We start from the raw sequence: 16,786 nt of genomic DNA on the forward strand, positions 1-16,786 counted from the left end.
GATCATGCCCCAAACATCGAAATCATTGCGTGGGGCACGCCCGCTGTGACCGTCTCCGGCAGCTCGAATAGTGTCCAGCCCTTGGTTTCCGCCGCCTCGCGCGTTGCCTTGGTGAGAGGTGTGAGGCAAGCAGCGACGAAATGACTGCGCCAGACGAAGCTCATCTCCTGATTGGAAAAGCTGACAGTGGAGGCGTCGGGAGCCGGAAGCCCTGTTTCCTTGAAGGCGCCTGTCCATCCACCACCGCCCTCAGCCGAATGGCCCGGCGAGGCCGCGAGCACCACCTCGCCTCGCGCCAGATCGATCAGCATCTGCTTTGCTTCATCGCTCGTTCGGTCGATCAGCTCGTGATCAGGCTGGTTGAAGTAGGAGAGCAGGCAACGATAGCACCCGCGAACACAGGCCTCCCCGTCGTGACTGGCAAGCAGCTTGGCATCGCCGGCTGCGATCGCTTCATCGACCTTCTCAAAGTGCATAAGGATGAGCGCCTCTCGGGCGACTTTGCCGAAGGCCTGCGGATCCTCGATTAGACGGCTCAACACGCCTGCGCCACCCTCTGCGGCTTCGTAGGCCAGGACAGCACGGCGGTTGTCGCGGGCGGGCAGTGGCTCGCCAAGGATCTCGCCCTCTTCCAGTTGGAAGACGACGGCAATCCCCCTCATAAGGGCATGCTGGACCGTCGGGATGGTCTTTGGCGCATAGGCCGTGGGTTCGTTGAAACGGAAGAGAAGCGCGTTCTTGTGGTCGCGGACAATGGGGACGATCCGAACCGGCCTCACAACATCTGGTGGCACATCGACATCTGGATCTTCGTCTTCGGACTTCGACCAGTAGCCGCTACGTGGGTCGATATAAAAACCGAACTTGGTCTGTTGTGCCCGGCGTTTCAGCCCTTTGTTGATCCGACTGATCTCGGCGCTGTTGGCATATTGCAGCTTGAGGATCGAGGTATCCTCACAACGAAAATCCGCCTCGGTGATCTGGACCCGGCCGTTGCGCTTTGGCCAGGAGAAGACGGTCTGAATCTCGAAGCCCTGCCGCACGCGCTCTTCGTCATTTGCCGTGATCCGCTCGGTAGGCGCGGCTTCCACATTGTCGATCCGGAGCGTCCTCTGCACCGGCATCTCGCCCGCCATCGGGGCATTGCAGGCGTGGCAGCGCTCGACCTCGCCATCATGACAGCCGCCGCAGTTCGAGCAGATGAAGATATCTCGAGTGGCGAGCTCCGACCCGTCACCCGTTCGGACTTCCGGCGGCAGCTTCGCCTTCATGACTCTGTAAGCGCGGCCTTCGTGATAGATCAGGCTGCGCGGCCCGAACTCGGAGATTGCCAAGAAGCGGGCACGCTGGAGGAACGAGCCACTTTTTCCATCTCCAGGGATGAAGGCATAGAGCGGCAGCCGAGGAAAATTGTACCCCGGCAGGAAGCCCTCGGTCGCGAGATAGCGGTAGGAGTAAAAGTCCGAGCCGTTCGTGGCCTTGCCCTGCTCCAGGATCGTGATCTGGTCGCTCGCCTGCATTTGCGCAGCCTTGATTCGACGACGGTCTGCGCCCGAGAGACCCGTAATCTCGGAGCGGGCATTGGCCTCCATCAGCTGCGTTCGTGCTGAGTTATACAGTTCCCGCCAGCGACCGAAGGCGCGATCGAATTCCTGCGGTGCACGCTCGGCGACCGCGGAGACGAAGTCATCTGGCTCACTCATCCAGACCGGTTTGCGACCAGCCACCGAGCCGAGAATCTGATCGAGAACACGCTTCATAGGGAAATGCGCCGCCATCACCAACTCAGGCCGGTCGATGACGTCGTGGATCCCTTGCTTCAGCGGAGAGCCTGGCTGCGCTAATTCTAGAATGTCAGGGATGTCAGGGGACAGGGCGAGCTTCGCTTCGGCAAGCCAGACGGCATGTAGATGCGAGCGCACGAGCTCTTCATTGGTGATGTCGAGCGCCGGGGGACGAACGACACCAGCCACCATCTCATTGCGCCGTTCGAAGAAATACTGGTCGTGGGGTGATTGAGCCGCGCAATAGGTCACAATGACGGCGGCCTGCCCGGAGCGGCCGGCACGTCCGGCGCGTTGCGCATAATTCGCCGGCGTAGGCGGTACGTTTCTCAGATAGACGGCATTAAGCGCAGAGATGTCGACACCAAGCTCCATGGTTGGCGAACAGAATAAGGCGGGCAGAAACTGCTCCGACTCTCCTGCCGCTTTGAGATCGGGGGCATTCTTCGTGAGGTTCTCCCGGTCTTCCTTCTCAAATCGGAAGCGCCACTCGCGCCATTCGCGCTGTTTTTGGGAAACCTGGGCTGTATGTTCGCGGCCTTCGAGTCCCCAATAGCTGCTATGGCCTGCCTTCAGATGGACAGCAATCTCATTGTAGAGATCGTGAAAATAGCGGTTGCCCTGCGCCGCCCCTGTCCTGATGGCTTCCCCAGGAACGATCCGAACCGCTGACGGTGACAGACGCCAACCTTGCAGGTCGGCCTCGATGTCGACGCGCGACACCAACCCCTCGCGAGCCAGAAGTTCCATCAGGCCCGTCATGACTGTCAGGTAGTCTGTTTTGCTGAGCTTGGTCCCAATGACGCTTTTTCGATTGATGAGACGTCCGATACGGGAATTATGCCCAGCGCGGACGATCGTCTGTTCTTCCCGTAACCCAACCCGGTCCTTGCCCGGAGCTTGCAGAAATAGGGTCGTGCGGCTTCTCGGCGTCTCCTTCGCGTCGATGGCCCAGGGGACGCGCAGGAGATTTCGGGACTTTTGAGCGACGGCGTCGAGGACGGTCAGATCGAGCGCCTCCGTCCCAACCGCCAAGCCGTCGAGCATGGCGCCGAGGAGCAGCTTCAGCATCGCCTTGCGTACGGGCGTATCGAGCGTCCCGAAATCCGGCAAGATAGCCGTGAGGCGGTCTCTATCTTCCGCGATGTCATCGAGCCCAACGAACGCAACGTCGATAAGCTTGAGGACGGAGAGGCTAGGGTTGGTGTAACGCCATCCCCGACGCAGGTCTGTCCAGAGCCGATGGGCGAGAACCTTCGCGAGAGAGCGCTGGGCGTCCTCGCGAACTACAGCGCCCGCCTCAGGATCCAACATCCAATGGACCCGCGCGACCTTATTGCCCGCCGTAAATCCGAGCGCCTTCACGACCCGCAGACCGAATTCGTCCTCGGCTAGGCCATCGTCGCCAGCGTCCAGCACCGCTCGCAGGATCGCACCACGCAATAGGCTGACGAACAAATAGTCGTTGAAGTGGCCAGCCTGGAGGGCGGCGTCCTGCCGGTTGTCCGTGAAACCTAGGAGTTTGCGTTTCTCTTTGGGAACGCCGCTGTTGTTCCCGTTCATCCATTCCAGGGCGGTCGAAACGAGGAGCGTCGTTGCCGAGCTGCGGCCCTCACCCGACAACCCGGTGAGCTTGGTGCGTTCGCGCATGTTGGGATGCGGCTGGTCGAGACAGCACGGGCAGAAACCAAATTTGCCCGGTATGAACCAAAAGCTTTTACCCGCCGAATCGCAGCGCCCATCTGGGGCCACCGTGATCATCTGGGGCATCCTGCGTTTCCTGTTCGCTCGGAGTCGCTCGACGCCGTTGCGCTCCTCGCGCCAGTCCTCGGGGTACGCTTCGACCTCGCCTGTAAAGACGTACTCAGGATCGCCGTCGCCCGTAGTGGTCAGGTAGCCCGCCGTTTCACCCTCTTGATCGTCGAGCGGCGCATCATCGATGCCCCTGGGCAGAAACAGGGTGCCTTTGGCATCCTCCGTCTTCGTAATGACGTGGACCTCATGTCCGCATTCCCGACAGAAGCGGGTGGGATAGAGGCGATGGCCCGGGGCACTTGGATCTTCGAGTTGACCTTCGAACAACACATTCCTGGGTTGGCCAGTCAGTGTAGTGAAAATCTCGCCAGCGCCCGAGATGAATCGATGGAGCTTGAACGCCAGGAATGCGCCGGTTCCCGAGCCGCCACGCTCAGTTTCCGGGAGGCTGACGCGCGTCAGGAATGCCTCGAGCCCGCTTCGGCAGGTTTCGACGTCGACGCCACTATCTTTTGAAAGCAGCGCTACTGCCTTTTCAAAAGGGATCGGCTTCTTGCGCTTGAGCTCCTGTGCGTCGTCCAGGCCAATCGCCAGTTCGGTCCAAACCGCCAGCGGGTGTTCTTTCAGAACCTCATCTGTCAGCTCCGCTGGAAGTACGGATGTCAGGACAGGCGCAAGCTTCCGCCGCACATCGTCGAGCTTCAGCCGATCATCCGTCGCCCGTCGAAGCGACTCGTCTATGACGGATTCCGGCCCGATGGGGGTCCCGAAAAGGCGCGACGCAACATTCGCCACGGCCTCAGCGCGATTGATATCGGATCCTTCGCTTGCCATGGTGGCAGAGGTTCCGATGCAGATAGGTGCCTTGTCTGGTGTGCATCGGTTGCGAAGACGACGAACGAGGATCGCGACATCGGCGCCCTGGCGGCCGCGATAGGTGTGCAGTTCGTCAAGAACGATGAAATTCAGCCCGTTCGCATTCTCTATAACCTTGGTATCGAGCTGGTCCTGCCGCGTCAGCAGAAGTTCGGCCATCATGAAGTTAGTCAGCAGAATGTCCGGCGGGGCGTCTGCAATTCGTTGCCGATCTTCCTGGCTTTCCTGGCCGGTGTAGCGACGCACAACCGGCTTAAGCTCGGTCGGCAGGCCAGACTGCGCAATGAATTTCTCGATCTCGTTGATCTGGCTGTTGGCCAGTGCATTCATCGGATAAACGAAGATGGCACTGGTTCTGCGCGGCCTCCCGGCCTTGCGGGCGCGAACGATCGCGTCGACTACGGGTACGAAAAAGCAAAGCGACTTGCCCGAGCCTGTCCCCGTCGTAACCACGTAACTCTGACCCGCCTGCGCCTTGGCGATGGACTGGGCTTGATGGCGATGGAACCGCAGGGGCTCTGACCCGAACCGGAATATTCTGCCCGTCGCTTCATCAAGATCGCCCGAGTTGACCAGGTCATCGACGGTTGGACCCTCGAGAAACTTCGGGTTGAGAGACAGCATAGCATCCGGCCAGAAACGCCCGGCATCATACTGGCGATCAACCTCAGACTTCAGGTCATCAGATCGAATGGTACTGAAAGACCGCGAGAACCTGGCGTAAGAATCGACGAGGCGGTGATCGAATTCAAACGCCCGCATTGCCGCCCCCTGTCATCGTTTTTCGGTAATTCGCGTTCTCTAGCAATGCGCTACCGTTGCCCCACTGCACGTCCATCTTCAAGGAGTTGGCGAAGTTTCTGATCTTTATCTGTACAATATCCACACTTCCCCCCCCATTTTTCTTTCGTTATTTACAGGCGCTATTGGCGCGCTCAGCTATGTCGGCACAGCTCGTCATGAGAGCCTCGAAAGCCTCGGCGTCTTCCAGAAGAAGTCCGTCGTCGACCATGCGGGCGTAGTCCTCTTCCAGCGCCTTTAGACCATCGCCCACGGGCACAAGCCGCAGACCGCCGTTGACGGCCGCGGCGTAATCGACGGGTGTCCGATCGGACGCCTTCTCGGCGAAGAACATGGTCTTGTGGCGCGCCACTGCGTTCGCCAGGTCGCGATCAGCGAAGGCGGACGCCGCAAAACCAGCTTCGTCCAACCGCGCGACATCGTGCCAGTGACGAGCAAAGCGATCGCCGCGCAGCCGCTCCTGCAGGCAGAAGACATGGATGGCCGTCGCCTTCTCCCAGAAGGTTCGCTCCGCATGCATCACACGCGGACGAGCCGTGGGAAAGGTCACGCCTTCGATCAGACCAGACGCGTCGCAGGCGATGTCGCGCAAGCTCGCGGGCTCGCCCGTCGAACGCGCTCCAAATTCGAGCATCACGCTCGGCGCCACATAGCCCGAGCCGACCGTCGCGGCCTCGTAGTCGATGAACAACTTCTCGCCTTCGACGCGGATGGTGGCCGTCAAAGCTTCAGCAGCGAGCGCCTCTGCGATGATCGGCTGAACGCTTCCTTCAACCCACTCGGGCAGGCGCTTGCGCACCTCGCTGGACCAGCGTTTTTCCTCGCTACGAGTCTTCGGCAACGCTTCACCGTTTTCGCCCACCAGGTCGGGTGCAATCGCCCGAATGTCGTAGGTCAGGTCGACGTCCTCGGAAAACCGCCGGATGACCTGATAGGCTTTGGACAGCGACGTGCCGCCCTTGAACACCAGATGTTCGCCGAGCACCGAGCCGTAAAGGGTGGCGAGCGCCCAGACCACCCACACGTCCTTCTCCAGAAGGTGCGCCGGCCGGCCAGATCGATCGGCCGCGACGCCGAGCGCCTCGCGCCGATCTTCGACCGAGAGGCGGAGAAAGGGATCAGCCATGTGCGGCCTTGCCCACGCTGCGCGCCAGCCAGGTCGGAAGCTGCGGCGCTACCGCAACCAGCTCGCTGAAGGCGCCCGGCGGGAGTTTCCGTTTCAAGGTCCGGAGGGCGGCCTCGGCCCTCTCCGGCCCAAGCCAAGCCAAGGCTCGCACCGCCTCGCCAGCAGGCCGATGCGCCATGGCGAGCTGCCAACGAGGCGCGTGGCGAAGCTCGACGACCTGCTTGCCGAGGTTCATCTTCCTGGTGCGGCCGGAGGTCAGATAGACCGACCGGACCGGCACTTGGGTCGTAAGGCCCAAGGTATTGGCCGCAGCGGCGCCACTCGGGACGATGGTCTCCCCGCGCTGGCTGGCAAGCGCCTCGACAGCCTGTTCCACAGAGGGAGCTCGCGTGCCGAACCGGCTCGTGATTGGGAGGAGATAGACGCCGCGGCCCGCCCGGATCAGATGGCCCCTCTCGCTCAGGCGCGACAGTGCCTGGTCCACCGCGGCGCGGTTGCCGAGGTGGAGCAAGCTTTTAGCCGCGACTGGCGTGCCCTCTGGCAGCCCTTTCGCGTGCGTTAGAATCTGTTCGGTCAAGCGTTGCATGGCCATTCTCCTGTCAGAAACATATACCATTTTCTGACACTTTTCAAGGAGAGCGGCTTAGGAGGTCGATAAGGAGTCGATAAGGAGCTGGCTGCTCGAAAACGCAGGACTTCGGGTGATTTTTGCGATGCCGGCCGCGCGCTCGGCTACTTCAGGAACGGAGCCGCGATCTCCAAGAGTCTCGCGCGCTCCAAGCGACGCTCATTCAGCATCGCTTCCGCCAGCGCGACCACAAGATCCATCGGAAGTCTTCCGGAGAGCTGATGGCCAGCCGCCATGAAGGCCCGATCGTCATCCGCCGGCCAGGTCTTGTCCGCCCCCTCGCGATCCTCGTCAAAGAATTTGATCTTATCGAGCGCGGCATTATTGCCTATAGCCAGGTGGATGAAGGTCTTCTCGCCTATCACGACGCCCGCGGCGTTCGTCAGACGCCGTGCCATGTATAGATTGTACTCGACGGCATAGGCGGCGCAGGCCACCACGCGTCGCTGCTGGGGATCGCCCACGGGCATGCGATTGCGCGCGCGCCCCTGCGAACCATCGCCGTCGACGAACTCGATGAATTCGGGAATAAGGCCGACCATCAGGGCAGCGCAGGCATGACCCGCCTCATGGAGGCAGATCGCTTCGTCAGACGGCGTCTCGAAATCGACCAGGTGCGGTATCCGACTCAAGACAACCTCTCCCCCACTCTGCTGTTCACGTCGCCCGAAAGGCGCTCGCAACCACCCAACCAGTGCCTTGATCAATCAACCGGCTCCGCCAAACCGCCATCGACAGGAGCCGACGCCTGAACCCGTCCCAACAAGAGCGGCAGCTTACTGTTCTTGAAATCCCAATCGGAAAGCGGCGCGAACCAGTCTGGCGCCGCCTCGCCATGGAGCTGGATGACCTGGTCACCATCGACGGTCTGTGCGGCATAGTACCGGCTGAAAATACGGCTGGCCGAGCCGATGCCATCCCAGCCCTGATCGGAGGGCTCTTGCGGTGTCGCGACGAACTCGACACCCGCGAACTCGACACCGTCGGTGACCGCGAGCGGGCCGTCGGTGGACCACTCGCCGTAAAGGAACAGGACCTCCGCGAGCTTGCGATCCCTGGGATCAGTCAGCTCGACGTCGCCGCTATAGAGTTTCGCAGAGCCGATGATGAAGTTGGCCAGTCCCTCCGGACTCAACGAGCGCGGCATATTGGCGGCTGCCCCCAGCACAAGTCGCAGCGGCGTCTTCGTCATGATCATCACCTCGCCGAGCTTTCCAAACTCGTTGGCGACAACCGCGTCCATCATCGTGACGCGGAGGCCGCCGTTCGGACGGCGAAAGCGGTCTGGCGAAATGACCGTCCAGATGTTCCAGAGCGACCAGAATATCGCCAGCTTCAACGGCGTGCCAACCATGTCGGCATATGCCTGGAGCGAGCCCAGATACGCGGCGGACATCTGCGTCTTCTGCTTGAAGGGCTCCTTGCCTCGGACGTTCTTGACCTCGACCAGCCACTGCTCGCCATCGTCGAGCACTACCCGGAAATCCGGCGCGCGGCTGGTGTCGGCGGCATGGACGCGACCAACATCCTCGGTCTTCAGCAATCGAAAGCGGCCCAGGCTGAGGACCGTCGCCTCAAATAGGCGCTCGGTTCGCGAGCCATGAATCAGCGTCGGGTCTGCCAACGCCTCCTTCAGCTTTGGCGTTGCGTCGGCGATGAAGCGCTCAACCAATGACGGATCGTTTAGTGCGATAGCGTGTTCGCGCGCAAAATCGGCGACCGACGCGAGCAGGTCGAAGGCTTTGGTCTTTGGTCGCTCTGGTGGTGCCTGGTCGCTCATGGCCCCATTACCCCGGCAGCGGTTCGACATCGGGCGGGTTCATATAAGCTCGGAAGCCCGCCAGATCGTCATCGCTTGGATTTTCCGCCTCGGGGATGAACCGAATGGTCTCGGCAATGTCGCGACGCGTGACGTAGCTGATGATCGCGCCACCATTGCTAAGCTCATACTCCATCGAGCCGCACCAGCGGTTGGGACGGGCAAGACCCGGCGCGAACGCGATGGGCTTCTTGTTTCCCTTCTTGCTCACCTCGTGCTTGGCGAGCGCGACCCGGATGAATTCGAGCGTGGTGAAGCCCATCTCCGTCCGCCGCAAGTCGCGGCGCATCTGCTCAACAAGTTCGGGCCGCTCCTGGGCATCACGCAATTGCTGCGCGCGCAGCTCGCGATCGTAGTGACGATATCCCAGGTCTCGTTCGAGGTGGGCAGCCTTGAGATCGATCCCCGAATTCTCGGCGAGCTTGATGACGTCTTCGCAGCGCTGACGCCACGTCCGCAGCAACTCGTAGGCCGCGTAGATCCACATGGGCGAGAGCGCGCCCAACAACGCGATCTTCCCACGCGGAGGCTCGTCATCGAACTGATGGCGCATGACCTCCTGCTCCAGGGCGTTCAGCGTATTATCGACGAGGCAAAGCTGGCTCGCCTGCATGGCTAGGTAAGGGTTCTCGGCGAAGCCGGCCAAGCCCGTAAGCGCTTCGTAGAGGTCACCCATGCCGATCTCAGCGATATCGCGATAGCGGGGCTGATCGTCCCGCTCTTCGTCAAACTCGTCGGCGTCCGTCATGTGATTTCCCCGCCCTTTGGCTCGACCCTATATGGCGGGTCGATCACCGCCATCGGCAGAGGGTCGGCCAAGCCCCAGAAACGCGTTGTTGCCCGGATGTAGCGCACGAGGTCGCCCGTCCGGATTCTGAGGTGTTCGCTCGGAGTCGGCGGCCCCGCCAAGAGATCGTAATAGTCGTTGGCGGCATCGTCCCACAGCGCCGGTGCGATCGTCTTCAGCTTTTCGCACGACGAACCTTCGCCATGACGAACGACGTTGGCGACCATGAACATCTCGGTCAGATCGGCTCCCAACTCGCCCTGCCCGACGTCTATCCCAGCTTGCTCGGCGCAGAGCGCCAGGAAATCTTGGAAACCGCGCGACTTGGGCATGTCCGTCGCGCCATCGAGATGGACAGCTCGTGCCCAAATACTCAATTGACGCTCGAAGATAGCAGCGAGGGTCAGCGTGAACGCCTTCGCCGCCTCATTGGCGGTGTAGTTGTCGACCTGGGCCGCAGCGCGATCGAGAAATTGGTCCATCGTCGCCGCCTCGCCGCCTTCGAGCGACGAATGGACCGGCAGCGCGTCCATTGCGGGCTGGATCACCCGCTCAAACAGTCGCGCAAGGTTGGCCTGGAAGATGCGCGGCAACTGATTGTTGATTTGCAATTTTCGCCCCTGTTGCCCTCAATTCGTTCTGTCGCGTCGATCAGCGACTTAGCCCTGCGATCTCAACCAGTAGCCGGCACAGGCTGCACATCCCTGACTTCGCCGCGGCTCCCTACCAAGGCGATCTCGATACCAGCCAAGGCGCAACGCGGCGCCAATCGTTCGGCCAGACGCAGGGTGCCTTCCGTGAAAGGGACGACGGCCACCTGCCGTCCCTGCGACGGTGTCGCCATCAACATGCCGACCGTCTCGCACAACCCCTTGTAGAGCCGAGAAACTTGGCCCGAATGCCTCGTGTTGATGATCCCGCCTTTGCATTCGGCGGAGATGACCTGGTTGCCGACCTCTGCGACCACATCACCCAGCCCCGATTTTGGATTGACGGTGATCTCCTGGCCCGCAGCGTTCCGGTACGTACCGCCATAACTGGTGGTGCCGACGCTTGAGATCTTGATGAAGTCGCGCCGAAGCAGCCAGGCTGCGAAGTCGAATTGCTTGCCGTGCTCTCCATCGGGGTGAACACGGACGTGTTGGGTATCCTGCGTCCGCAACAGGTGCATGGCATAGGCGACCATGACCGCGCCTTCGTAGAGATGGTGTTCGTGTTCGCCGTCGGATTTGCCGATGCGGTTTGGCGGCGGCGACAGCGCCGTAACGAGATCCTCGAAATCCATAACAATCCTCCCCGGCCTTTAGAGTAGCTGATGGGCCGAGAGTAATCGTCCTTCATCACGGAATGGCTCAAGCTACTCGTAGCAGATTGAGCCCCCGTTCGTCCGCACTCTTTCTTCGCGCAGAACATCCGAAACCTTGGGACTGCCAGGAGGGGAAAGCCTTCCCCTGCGCCCGAGCCTTGCGTCTCGGTCGACCCCTTCTGCGGGAGGCCCCGCAACGCCCCTTTGAGAGGAAGAGGACGGACCGGCTTTGCCGTGACGGGTTGAGGGCTGGAGAAGAGGTCTCCGGCGCCCGTCATGGAGATTGGTCCCATGACCCAGGTTTCAGTTCTCGACGCGCGTCGCGACACCAGCGGCGGCTACAAAGTGGATGTCGGCCGCGGCGAGCGGATCGGCCGCGTCTCGTCGGAATGGTTTTCCCGGCCCGCGGACGAGCGCTATCTGTCGCTGTCCGAACTGGCAGTTTCCGTTCGCGACCGCGCCGAACGCAGCCGGACCCGCGTGGTGGAGAGCGCGCTTATCCATGTCGAGGCGAACCGCAGCGACCCGGAACGACTGGCGTTGATCCTGCCAGGCACGGACACGCCCATCGCCCCGACCCATTGGAGCTTCGGCCAACTGGCCAGCCTGGTCGGCGCGCCGGCAGCCTATCTGCGCCAGCTTCCCGCACCGCTCGCCGCGATCAACCTGCAATATGGTCTGACGTCCAATCGTGCGGAGCAGATCAAGACGCTCGAAACCGATAACGGCCGGGTGGAGCTTCGCGCCGTCACCGGCCCGGATTACGGCCGCATCTTCGACCACGAACTGGTCGAGGCGGTGCAACGCATCGCCGGCAACGGCACGGGCGACACCCGCTGGAAGGTTCCGGGCGTGCTCGATTGGTCGACCGGCATCTACAATCCGCGGGTCGACATCACCAAGGATACCACGACGCTCTACGCCTCCGATCGCGACGTCTTCCTGTTCCTGGTCGACGACCTGAATCCGATCGAGGCCGGCCGACTGCCGGACGGATCGCCCGATCTCTATTTCCGGGGCTTCTACTGCTGGAATTCCGAGGTTGGCGCCAAGACGCTGGGCATGGCGAGCTTCTATCTTCGCGCGGTCTGCCAGAATCGAAACCTCTGGGGCGTGGAGGATTTCGAGGAGATCACCATCCGCCACAGCAAATATGCCGCCAACCGTTTCGCCCATGAGGCGGCGCCAGCGCTGGCGAACTTCGCCAATTCCTCACCCTTGCCTTTCGTCAACGGTATCAAGGCGGCGCGCGAGCGGATCGTGGCGCGCACCGACGAAGACCGCACCGACTTCTTGCGCCGACGCGGTTTCTCCAAGGCCGAGACCGGCAAGATTATCGACACGGTCCTGGCAGAGGAAGGCCGTCCGCCCGAAAGCATCTTCGATTTCGTGCAGGGCATCACCGCCGTCGCGCGCGACAAGCCGCATCAGGACGCCCGCCTCGACATGGAGGCCAAGGCCAAGAAGCTGCTCGATCGAGCCGCCTGACATCCGCAAAGCCGGAGATGCGGATTTCCGTGTCTCCGGCTTTGCGCTTCCGCGTGTCCCAAATCCCGTTCCGTGGCGCTGCCCCCTTTTAGAGGAAGAGGCGGCGCTTCGCTTCGTGACGGGTTGGAGGTTGAGAGAGAGTCTCTCGGCCGCCCGTCGTGGAGTATCCCGACATGGCAACCGCCGTTCAGAAGATCGCGTCCCTTGGCGAGCGTCGCGACATCCCCTTCAACAAGCTCATCCTGAGCCAGGCCAACGTCCGCAAGACCAAGGCCGGCGTCTCGATCCCGGAACTGGCCGAGGATATCGGCCACCGCGGCCTTCTTCAGAACCTCAACGTCCGCCCTGTGCTCGATGGCGAGGGTGTGGAAACCGGCATCTTCGAGGTCCCGGCCGGCGGTCGCCGGTTCCGGGCGCTCGAACTACTGGTCAAGGTCAAGCGACTGGCCAAGACCGCGCCGGTCCCCTGCAACGTCCGCGACGCTGGCTCCGCGATCCCCGCCGAGGAAGACAGCCTCGCCGAGAACGTCCACCGCGAGGCGCTGCATCCCCTCGATCAGTTCAAAGCCTTCCAGGCCCTGATCGAACGCGGCATGGGCGAGGAGGATATCGCCGCCCGCTTCTACGTCACCCCGGCCGTGGTCCGTCAGCGGCTGCGCCTCGCTTCGGTCGCCCCGGCGCTGCTCGACGTCTATGCCGAGGACGGCATAGCGCTCGACCAACTCATGGCCTTCACCGTGTCGCACGACCATGCGCGGCAGATGGAGGTGTGGGAGACGATCCAGCGATCCTACAGCCGCCAGCCCTACGAAATCCGCCGCATGTTGACCGAGGGTGCGGTGCGCGCTTCCGATCGCCGTGCGCAGTTCGTCGGGGTCGAGGCGTATGAGGCAGCCGGCGGCGCAACGCTGCGCGACCTGTTCCAGGCCGACGACGGCGGATGGCTGCAGGACCCGGCTCTTCTCGACACCCTCGCCACCGCGAAGCTCGGCGCCGCCGCCGAGGAAATCGCGGCCGAGGGCTGGCGCTGGATCGATGCCGCGCTGGACTTCCCCTATGGCCACACCACTGGTCTGCGCAGGATCTCGTGCGAACGCCCCGAACTCTCCGCCGACGAACAGGCCGCCTACGAGGCCCTGACCGAGGAGCTGGACCGGCTCTACGCCGAGCATGAAGATGGCGAGGACCTGCCGGAGGCAGTCGATCTACGGCTCGAGGAGATCGAGACGGCGATCGCCGCCTTCCAGAACCGGCCTACCCTCTACGATCGGGCCGAGATCGTGCGCGCTGGCGCCTTTGTCAGCATCGACAGCTCGGGCCGGCTGACCGTCGAGCGCGGCTATGTCCGTCCCGAAGACGAGGCGCCGATCGAGCCCCGGACCGATGGCGACGGCGAAGCCGAAGGAACGACGACGACCTCGGAACCTATGCGAGCGGTCATCACCATCGGCGGCAAGCCCGAACCGGAGGATGACGAGGACGATGTCGTCAAGCCGTTGCCCGAACGCCTGGTCAGCGAGCTGACGGCCCACCGCACCCTCGCGCTGCGGGATGCGCTGGCCGGCAACCCGCACGTCGCCATCACGGCGCTGCTGCACAAGCTGGTGCTCGACACCTTCCACCGCACCTCGTCTTCCGGAGGGTGCCTGGAGGTGTCCGTCCGTCACGTCTTCTTCTCCGTCCAGGCCGCCGACCTGAAGGACAGCACGTCCGCCAAATCGGTTGCAGAACGGCAAGAAGGCTGGGAGGCCGACATTCCGCAGGACGAGGATGCCTTGTGGAACTGGCTGGTCGATCTCGACGATGCCAGCCGGACGGCCCTGCTGGCGCATTGCGTCTCTTACGGCGTCAACGCCCTTTCCGAAAAGGTCGACCGCTACGGCGGCTCCGGCATCTCGCAGCATGGGCTGGAGCGCCGGCTGAAGCAGGCCGATCGGATCGCGCGCGCTGTCGGTCTCGACATGGCGGAAGCGGGATGGCGCCCGACCGTCGATAATTATCTCAGCCGGGTGACCAAGCCGCGCATCCTCGAAGCGGTGCGTGAGGCCAAGGGCGACGCGTCGGCGCAGCTCATCGACCATCTGAAGAAGGGCGACATGGCCAAGGAGGCCGAGCGGCTGTTGACCGACACCGGCTGGCTGCCCGAACCGCTTCGGCTCGCTGATCTTGCAGACGATCCCGCAACGGGCGCTGAGAGCGACGGAGAAGACGATGGGGCGGAACTGCCCGACTTCCTGAGCACCGACGAGGAATCGGAACCGCTGGCCGACGGCGAAGACGACGAGCGTCACCTCGTTGCTGCCGAATGAGCGACTCGCGGGGCGGCTTCGGCCGCTCCGCACCTTCCCCCAAATCGAAGGAGTTCTTCGCATGGTGCATTCCAGCCCCGCGCCCGTCCGGCGCGTCGTCTTCCAGTACCTCGTGCCGGTCCATGTCGAGGTCGAGGACGACCTCGTTGTCCGCGTGACCGTCATCGACGAGACGCCTGTCCGCGACCCTGACGTGGTCGAGGGCGATCCCGAGTACCTGGCTCAAGCCGTTGCGGCCGCCGACGACGGCCAAGACGGGCCATCCTGGCAATTCGGCTACTAGCCCCTCCCAACCACGATCCCGACCCATCCGAGCCCGGCCCAGCGCCGGGCTCTTTTCGTTTCAGGAGCCCGATATGCCCGCCTATCTCACCCGGTTTTCCTGCCTGCTCGATGTCGGCTCGGTCGCCAATGTCGCGCGGGCCTTCGACATCTATACCGCGCTGATGGCCGAGAACGCTCGCGAGGACCCGCCTGCCGAGCCATTCCTGCTCTCGCTGACGCCCGAGCATGGCGCGACGCGCCTCTGGCTTCGCGACCCCGGCACCGCCGATCCGCAGTTGCTGATCACCTTCGTCACGCGCTGCGCCGAGGCCTTCGCGCTCACCGGCACCTGGGGGTTTCAGTGGGCCGGCGTCGCCTCGGAACCTGTCGTCGACGGCTTCTCCGGCGGCGCCCATCTGCTCGATCTATCCACCGGCCGCACGATCGAGTGGATGAGCACAGGCCGCTGGTTGGCCGAAGGAGGTGTGCGATGATCCCGGACCACGCCCGCGCCAACTTCCAGACCCTGCTGCGCGCCGCGGAAAGCGGCGATCTGGCGCTGATGGAATGCACGGACGCCGCGACCGGCGAGCCGCGCTACGTCATCTGTGCGGTCGGCCGTGACGGTGACGACTATATGTTCACGCCGTTCGGCCACTTGGCGGACGGAAATCCCTATGACGCGTACCTTCCGCCCAACACGGGCGGCGAAATGGCTGCCTAAATTCTACCAGACAGCCACTTCCCACTGACCGTTGACGCGAGCAAAACCGACCGGCCGGTTCTGGGGTGTGGCGTTTGCCCTGGTCGTGTCCATCGTGAGCTGCGTCATACAGGTCACGCCGGGTCCGACACCGCCCGGCGAACAATCGCCAAGCTTGAGCGTCGCATTGGCCAGCGACGTCCCCGTGAAGAGGCGATGGCGGCGGACGGCTGCGATAGCCTCTTCTTCCGTCGGCTGCGCCACGCCCGCGATCGCGGCGGCCGATGCACCGCAGGGCGCGATCAACGGACGGAGCGCGAATCCCGCCCCGAAGCCCACAGCGAGGCATCCTGCGGCCACCATGCCGATCACACTTCCCTTCATCACCGTCTCCCTCCGGGGCCTCGCTCGGTCGGGCGTACATGCGTCCCCGATCGCCGAGGGCGCGGTTCGCCATGTGCTGGATGAAGATGAAGGAGTGTAGCGCCGCGCGGTCCACCTCGGAAGGCCGCGCGATCAGCCGGTCATGCCGCGCGCCAGAGTGAGAGGGCGGCCGGGACGGGTTCGAGCCGGTCCGGTCGAGAGAGAGCGCCGTCCGGGTCTTCCGATCCCGCTCTTTGGAGAAATCCCCATGCCCGACACTACAAACAGCACTGACGCTTCCTCGGCGCGCGCCGTCGCCCTCGTACCGGAGGCCCGCCGGATGGACTTCCTGCCGCTGCTCTTCGGTCGCCAGCATGTCCTGGTGGCGGAGATGATCGTCTATCACCTGATGGAGCGCCTGAGCCCGCTCGACTATCGTGGCGGCCTTTGGGACTTCTATGAGCGCGACGGCAGGCCGCTATACCTCGCGCCGACCTCGAAGCCCCGCTTTCAGATCGTCTGCGACACCAACGGCTATGAGGGCGAGGTAACGGCCGACGCCGCCGGCATCATCGCGACGCTGTTCGCCTTCTCCCATCTCTCCTTCAAGTACCCGGTCGACGCGATGTCGGAAGGATATGGCCGCCTCTACGACTACGCCGCAGACCATCCGGAATCCGCCGAGATCTTCCAGGCGATCGACTGAAACTTGCCCCCTCCCTCAGCGCCCGGCCTCACGGTCGGGCGCTTTTTTTATGTCGGCGGATCAGAGGAAGA

At 63.0% G+C, this 16,786-nt stretch carries 15 protein-coding genes; 6 read left to right on the forward strand and 9 right to left on the reverse strand.

Features of this window, described 5'->3' with window-relative positions; all coding sequences use genetic code 11:
* Positions 1–2: 2 nt before the first annotated feature.
* From J3R73_RS17410 to J3R73_RS17445, 8 genes are all read right to left on the reverse strand, one after another.
* On the reverse strand, positions 3–5,177 hold the full coding sequence (locus J3R73_RS17410; RefSeq protein ID WP_307429415.1) for a DEAD/DEAH box helicase family protein: 5,175 nt from the start codon (positions 5,175–5,177) through the stop codon (positions 3–5).
* 148 nt (positions 5,178–5,325) lie between these two features.
* Complete coding sequence (locus J3R73_RS17415; protein WP_307429418.1) at positions 5,326–6,342, reverse strand: nucleotidyl transferase AbiEii/AbiGii toxin family protein; 1,017 nt, start codon at positions 6,340–6,342, stop codon at positions 5,326–5,328.
* Entirely contained in the window at positions 6,335–6,928 is a 594-nt protein-coding gene (locus J3R73_RS17420; protein WP_307429421.1) for a DUF6088 family protein, read from the reverse strand. Before J3R73_RS17420 ends, J3R73_RS17415 begins: the two co-directional genes overlap by 8 nt.
* A 146-nt stretch (positions 6,929–7,074) precedes the next feature.
* Positions 7,075–7,677 carry a hypothetical protein gene (locus tag J3R73_RS17425; protein ID WP_307429423.1) on the reverse strand — a complete coding sequence of 201 codons (603 nt, stop codon included), beginning with the start codon at positions 7,675–7,677 and terminating at the stop codon, positions 7,075–7,077.
* Positions 7,674–8,750 (reverse strand): hypothetical protein, encoded by a 1,077-nt coding sequence (locus J3R73_RS17430; protein ID WP_307429426.1) that lies wholly within the window; start codon positions 8,748–8,750, stop codon positions 7,674–7,676. The genes J3R73_RS17425 and J3R73_RS17430 overlap by 4 nt, the downstream gene beginning before the upstream one ends.
* Positions 8,751–8,757: 7 nt before the next feature.
* Positions 8,758–9,537 (reverse strand): hypothetical protein, encoded by a 780-nt coding sequence (locus J3R73_RS17435; protein WP_307429429.1) that lies wholly within the window; start codon positions 9,535–9,537, stop codon positions 8,758–8,760.
* On the reverse strand, positions 9,534–10,187 hold the full coding sequence (locus tag J3R73_RS17440; RefSeq protein ID WP_307429435.1) for a hypothetical protein: 654 nt from the start codon (positions 10,185–10,187) through the stop codon (positions 9,534–9,536). Before J3R73_RS17440 ends, J3R73_RS17435 begins: the two co-directional genes overlap by 4 nt.
* Positions 10,188–10,249: 62 nt before the next feature.
* On the reverse strand, positions 10,250–10,861 hold the full coding sequence (locus tag J3R73_RS17445) for a hypothetical protein (protein WP_307429437.1): 612 nt from the start codon (positions 10,859–10,861) through the stop codon (positions 10,250–10,252).
* 312 nt (positions 10,862–11,173) lie between these two features.
* Here J3R73_RS17445 and J3R73_RS17450 point away from each other — a divergent pair, with 312 nt between their 5' ends.
* The 5 genes from J3R73_RS17450 (at position 11,174) to J3R73_RS17470 (ending at position 15,667) form a co-directional block, all read left to right on the forward strand.
* Positions 11,174–12,370: a DUF932 domain-containing protein gene (locus J3R73_RS17450; protein WP_307429440.1), complete on the forward strand. Its 1,197-nt coding sequence runs from the start codon at positions 11,174–11,176 to the stop codon at positions 12,368–12,370.
* Positions 12,371–12,543: 173 nt separating this feature from the next.
* Positions 12,544–14,679, forward strand: a complete 2,136-nt coding sequence (locus J3R73_RS17455; protein ID WP_307429443.1) for a ParB/RepB/Spo0J family partition protein — start codon at positions 12,544–12,546, stop codon at positions 14,677–14,679.
* Positions 14,680–14,740: 61 nt separating this feature from the next.
* A complete protein-coding gene (locus tag J3R73_RS17460; protein WP_307429446.1) occupies positions 14,741–14,962 on the forward strand; it encodes a hypothetical protein in 222 nt (73 codons plus the stop codon).
* A 73-nt stretch (positions 14,963–15,035) separates the two neighbouring features.
* Positions 15,036–15,437 carry a hypothetical protein gene (locus J3R73_RS17465; RefSeq protein ID WP_307429450.1) on the forward strand — a complete coding sequence of 134 codons (402 nt, stop codon included), beginning with the start codon at positions 15,036–15,038 and terminating at the stop codon, positions 15,435–15,437.
* Positions 15,434–15,667, forward strand: coding sequence for a DUF6117 family protein (locus tag J3R73_RS17470; protein WP_307429454.1), 234 nt, complete (start codon positions 15,434–15,436; stop codon positions 15,665–15,667). Before J3R73_RS17465 ends, J3R73_RS17470 begins: the two co-directional genes overlap by 4 nt.
* A 3-nt stretch (positions 15,668–15,670) precedes the next feature.
* Here J3R73_RS17470 and J3R73_RS17475 read toward each other — a convergent pair whose 3' ends face one another.
* Positions 15,671–16,030 (reverse strand): hypothetical protein, encoded by a 360-nt coding sequence (locus J3R73_RS17475; RefSeq protein WP_307429457.1) that lies wholly within the window; start codon positions 16,028–16,030, stop codon positions 15,671–15,673.
* A gap of 247 nt (positions 16,031–16,277) precedes the next feature.
* Here J3R73_RS17475 and J3R73_RS17480 point away from each other — a divergent pair, with 247 nt between their 5' ends.
* Entirely contained in the window at positions 16,278–16,715 is a 438-nt protein-coding gene (locus J3R73_RS17480) for an antirestriction protein (RefSeq protein WP_307429460.1), read from the forward strand.
* Positions 16,716–16,786: the final 71 nt, after the last annotated feature.

Source organism: Labrys monachus (assembly GCF_030814655.1).
GTDB lineage: Bacteria > Pseudomonadota > Alphaproteobacteria > Rhizobiales > Labraceae > Labrys > Labrys monacha.

Excerpts from the sequence above, each read along its gene's own strand:
- J3R73_RS17415 (WP_307429418.1), bottom strand. The coding sequence starts at position 6,342 with ATGGCTGATCCCTTTCTCCGCCTCTCGGTCGAAGATCGGCGCGAGGCG.
- J3R73_RS17435 (WP_307429429.1), bottom strand. The coding sequence starts at position 9,537 with ATGACGGACGCCGACGAGTTTGACGAAGAGCGGGACGATCAGCCCCGC.
- J3R73_RS17465 (WP_307429450.1), top strand. The coding sequence starts at position 15,036 with ATGCCCGCCTATCTCACCCGGTTTTCCTGCCTGCTCGATGTCGGCTCG.
- J3R73_RS17475 (WP_307429457.1), bottom strand. The coding sequence starts at position 16,030 with ATGAAGGGAAGTGTGATCGGCATGGTGGCCGCAGGATGCCTCGCTGTG.
- J3R73_RS17430 (WP_307429426.1), bottom strand. The coding sequence starts at position 8,750 with ATGAGCGACCAGGCACCACCAGAGCGACCAAAGACCAAAGCCTTCGAC.
- J3R73_RS17455 (WP_307429443.1), top strand. The coding sequence starts at position 12,544 with ATGGCAACCGCCGTTCAGAAGATCGCGTCCCTTGGCGAGCGTCGCGAC.
- J3R73_RS17420 (WP_307429421.1), bottom strand. The coding sequence starts at position 6,928 with ATGCAACGCTTGACCGAACAGATTCTAACGCACGCGAAAGGGCTGCCA.
- J3R73_RS17480 (WP_307429460.1), top strand. The coding sequence starts at position 16,278 with ATGCCCGACACTACAAACAGCACTGACGCTTCCTCGGCGCGCGCCGTC.
- J3R73_RS17445 (WP_307429437.1), bottom strand. The coding sequence starts at position 10,861 with ATGGATTTCGAGGATCTCGTTACGGCGCTGTCGCCGCCGCCAAACCGC.
- J3R73_RS17460 (WP_307429446.1), top strand. The coding sequence starts at position 14,741 with ATGGTGCATTCCAGCCCCGCGCCCGTCCGGCGCGTCGTCTTCCAGTAC.
- J3R73_RS17410 (WP_307429415.1), bottom strand. The coding sequence starts at position 5,177 with ATGCGGGCGTTTGAATTCGATCACCGCCTCGTCGATTCTTACGCCAGG.
- J3R73_RS17450 (WP_307429440.1), top strand. The coding sequence starts at position 11,174 with ATGACCCAGGTTTCAGTTCTCGACGCGCGTCGCGACACCAGCGGCGGC.
- J3R73_RS17470 (WP_307429454.1), top strand. The coding sequence starts at position 15,434 with ATGATCCCGGACCACGCCCGCGCCAACTTCCAGACCCTGCTGCGCGCC.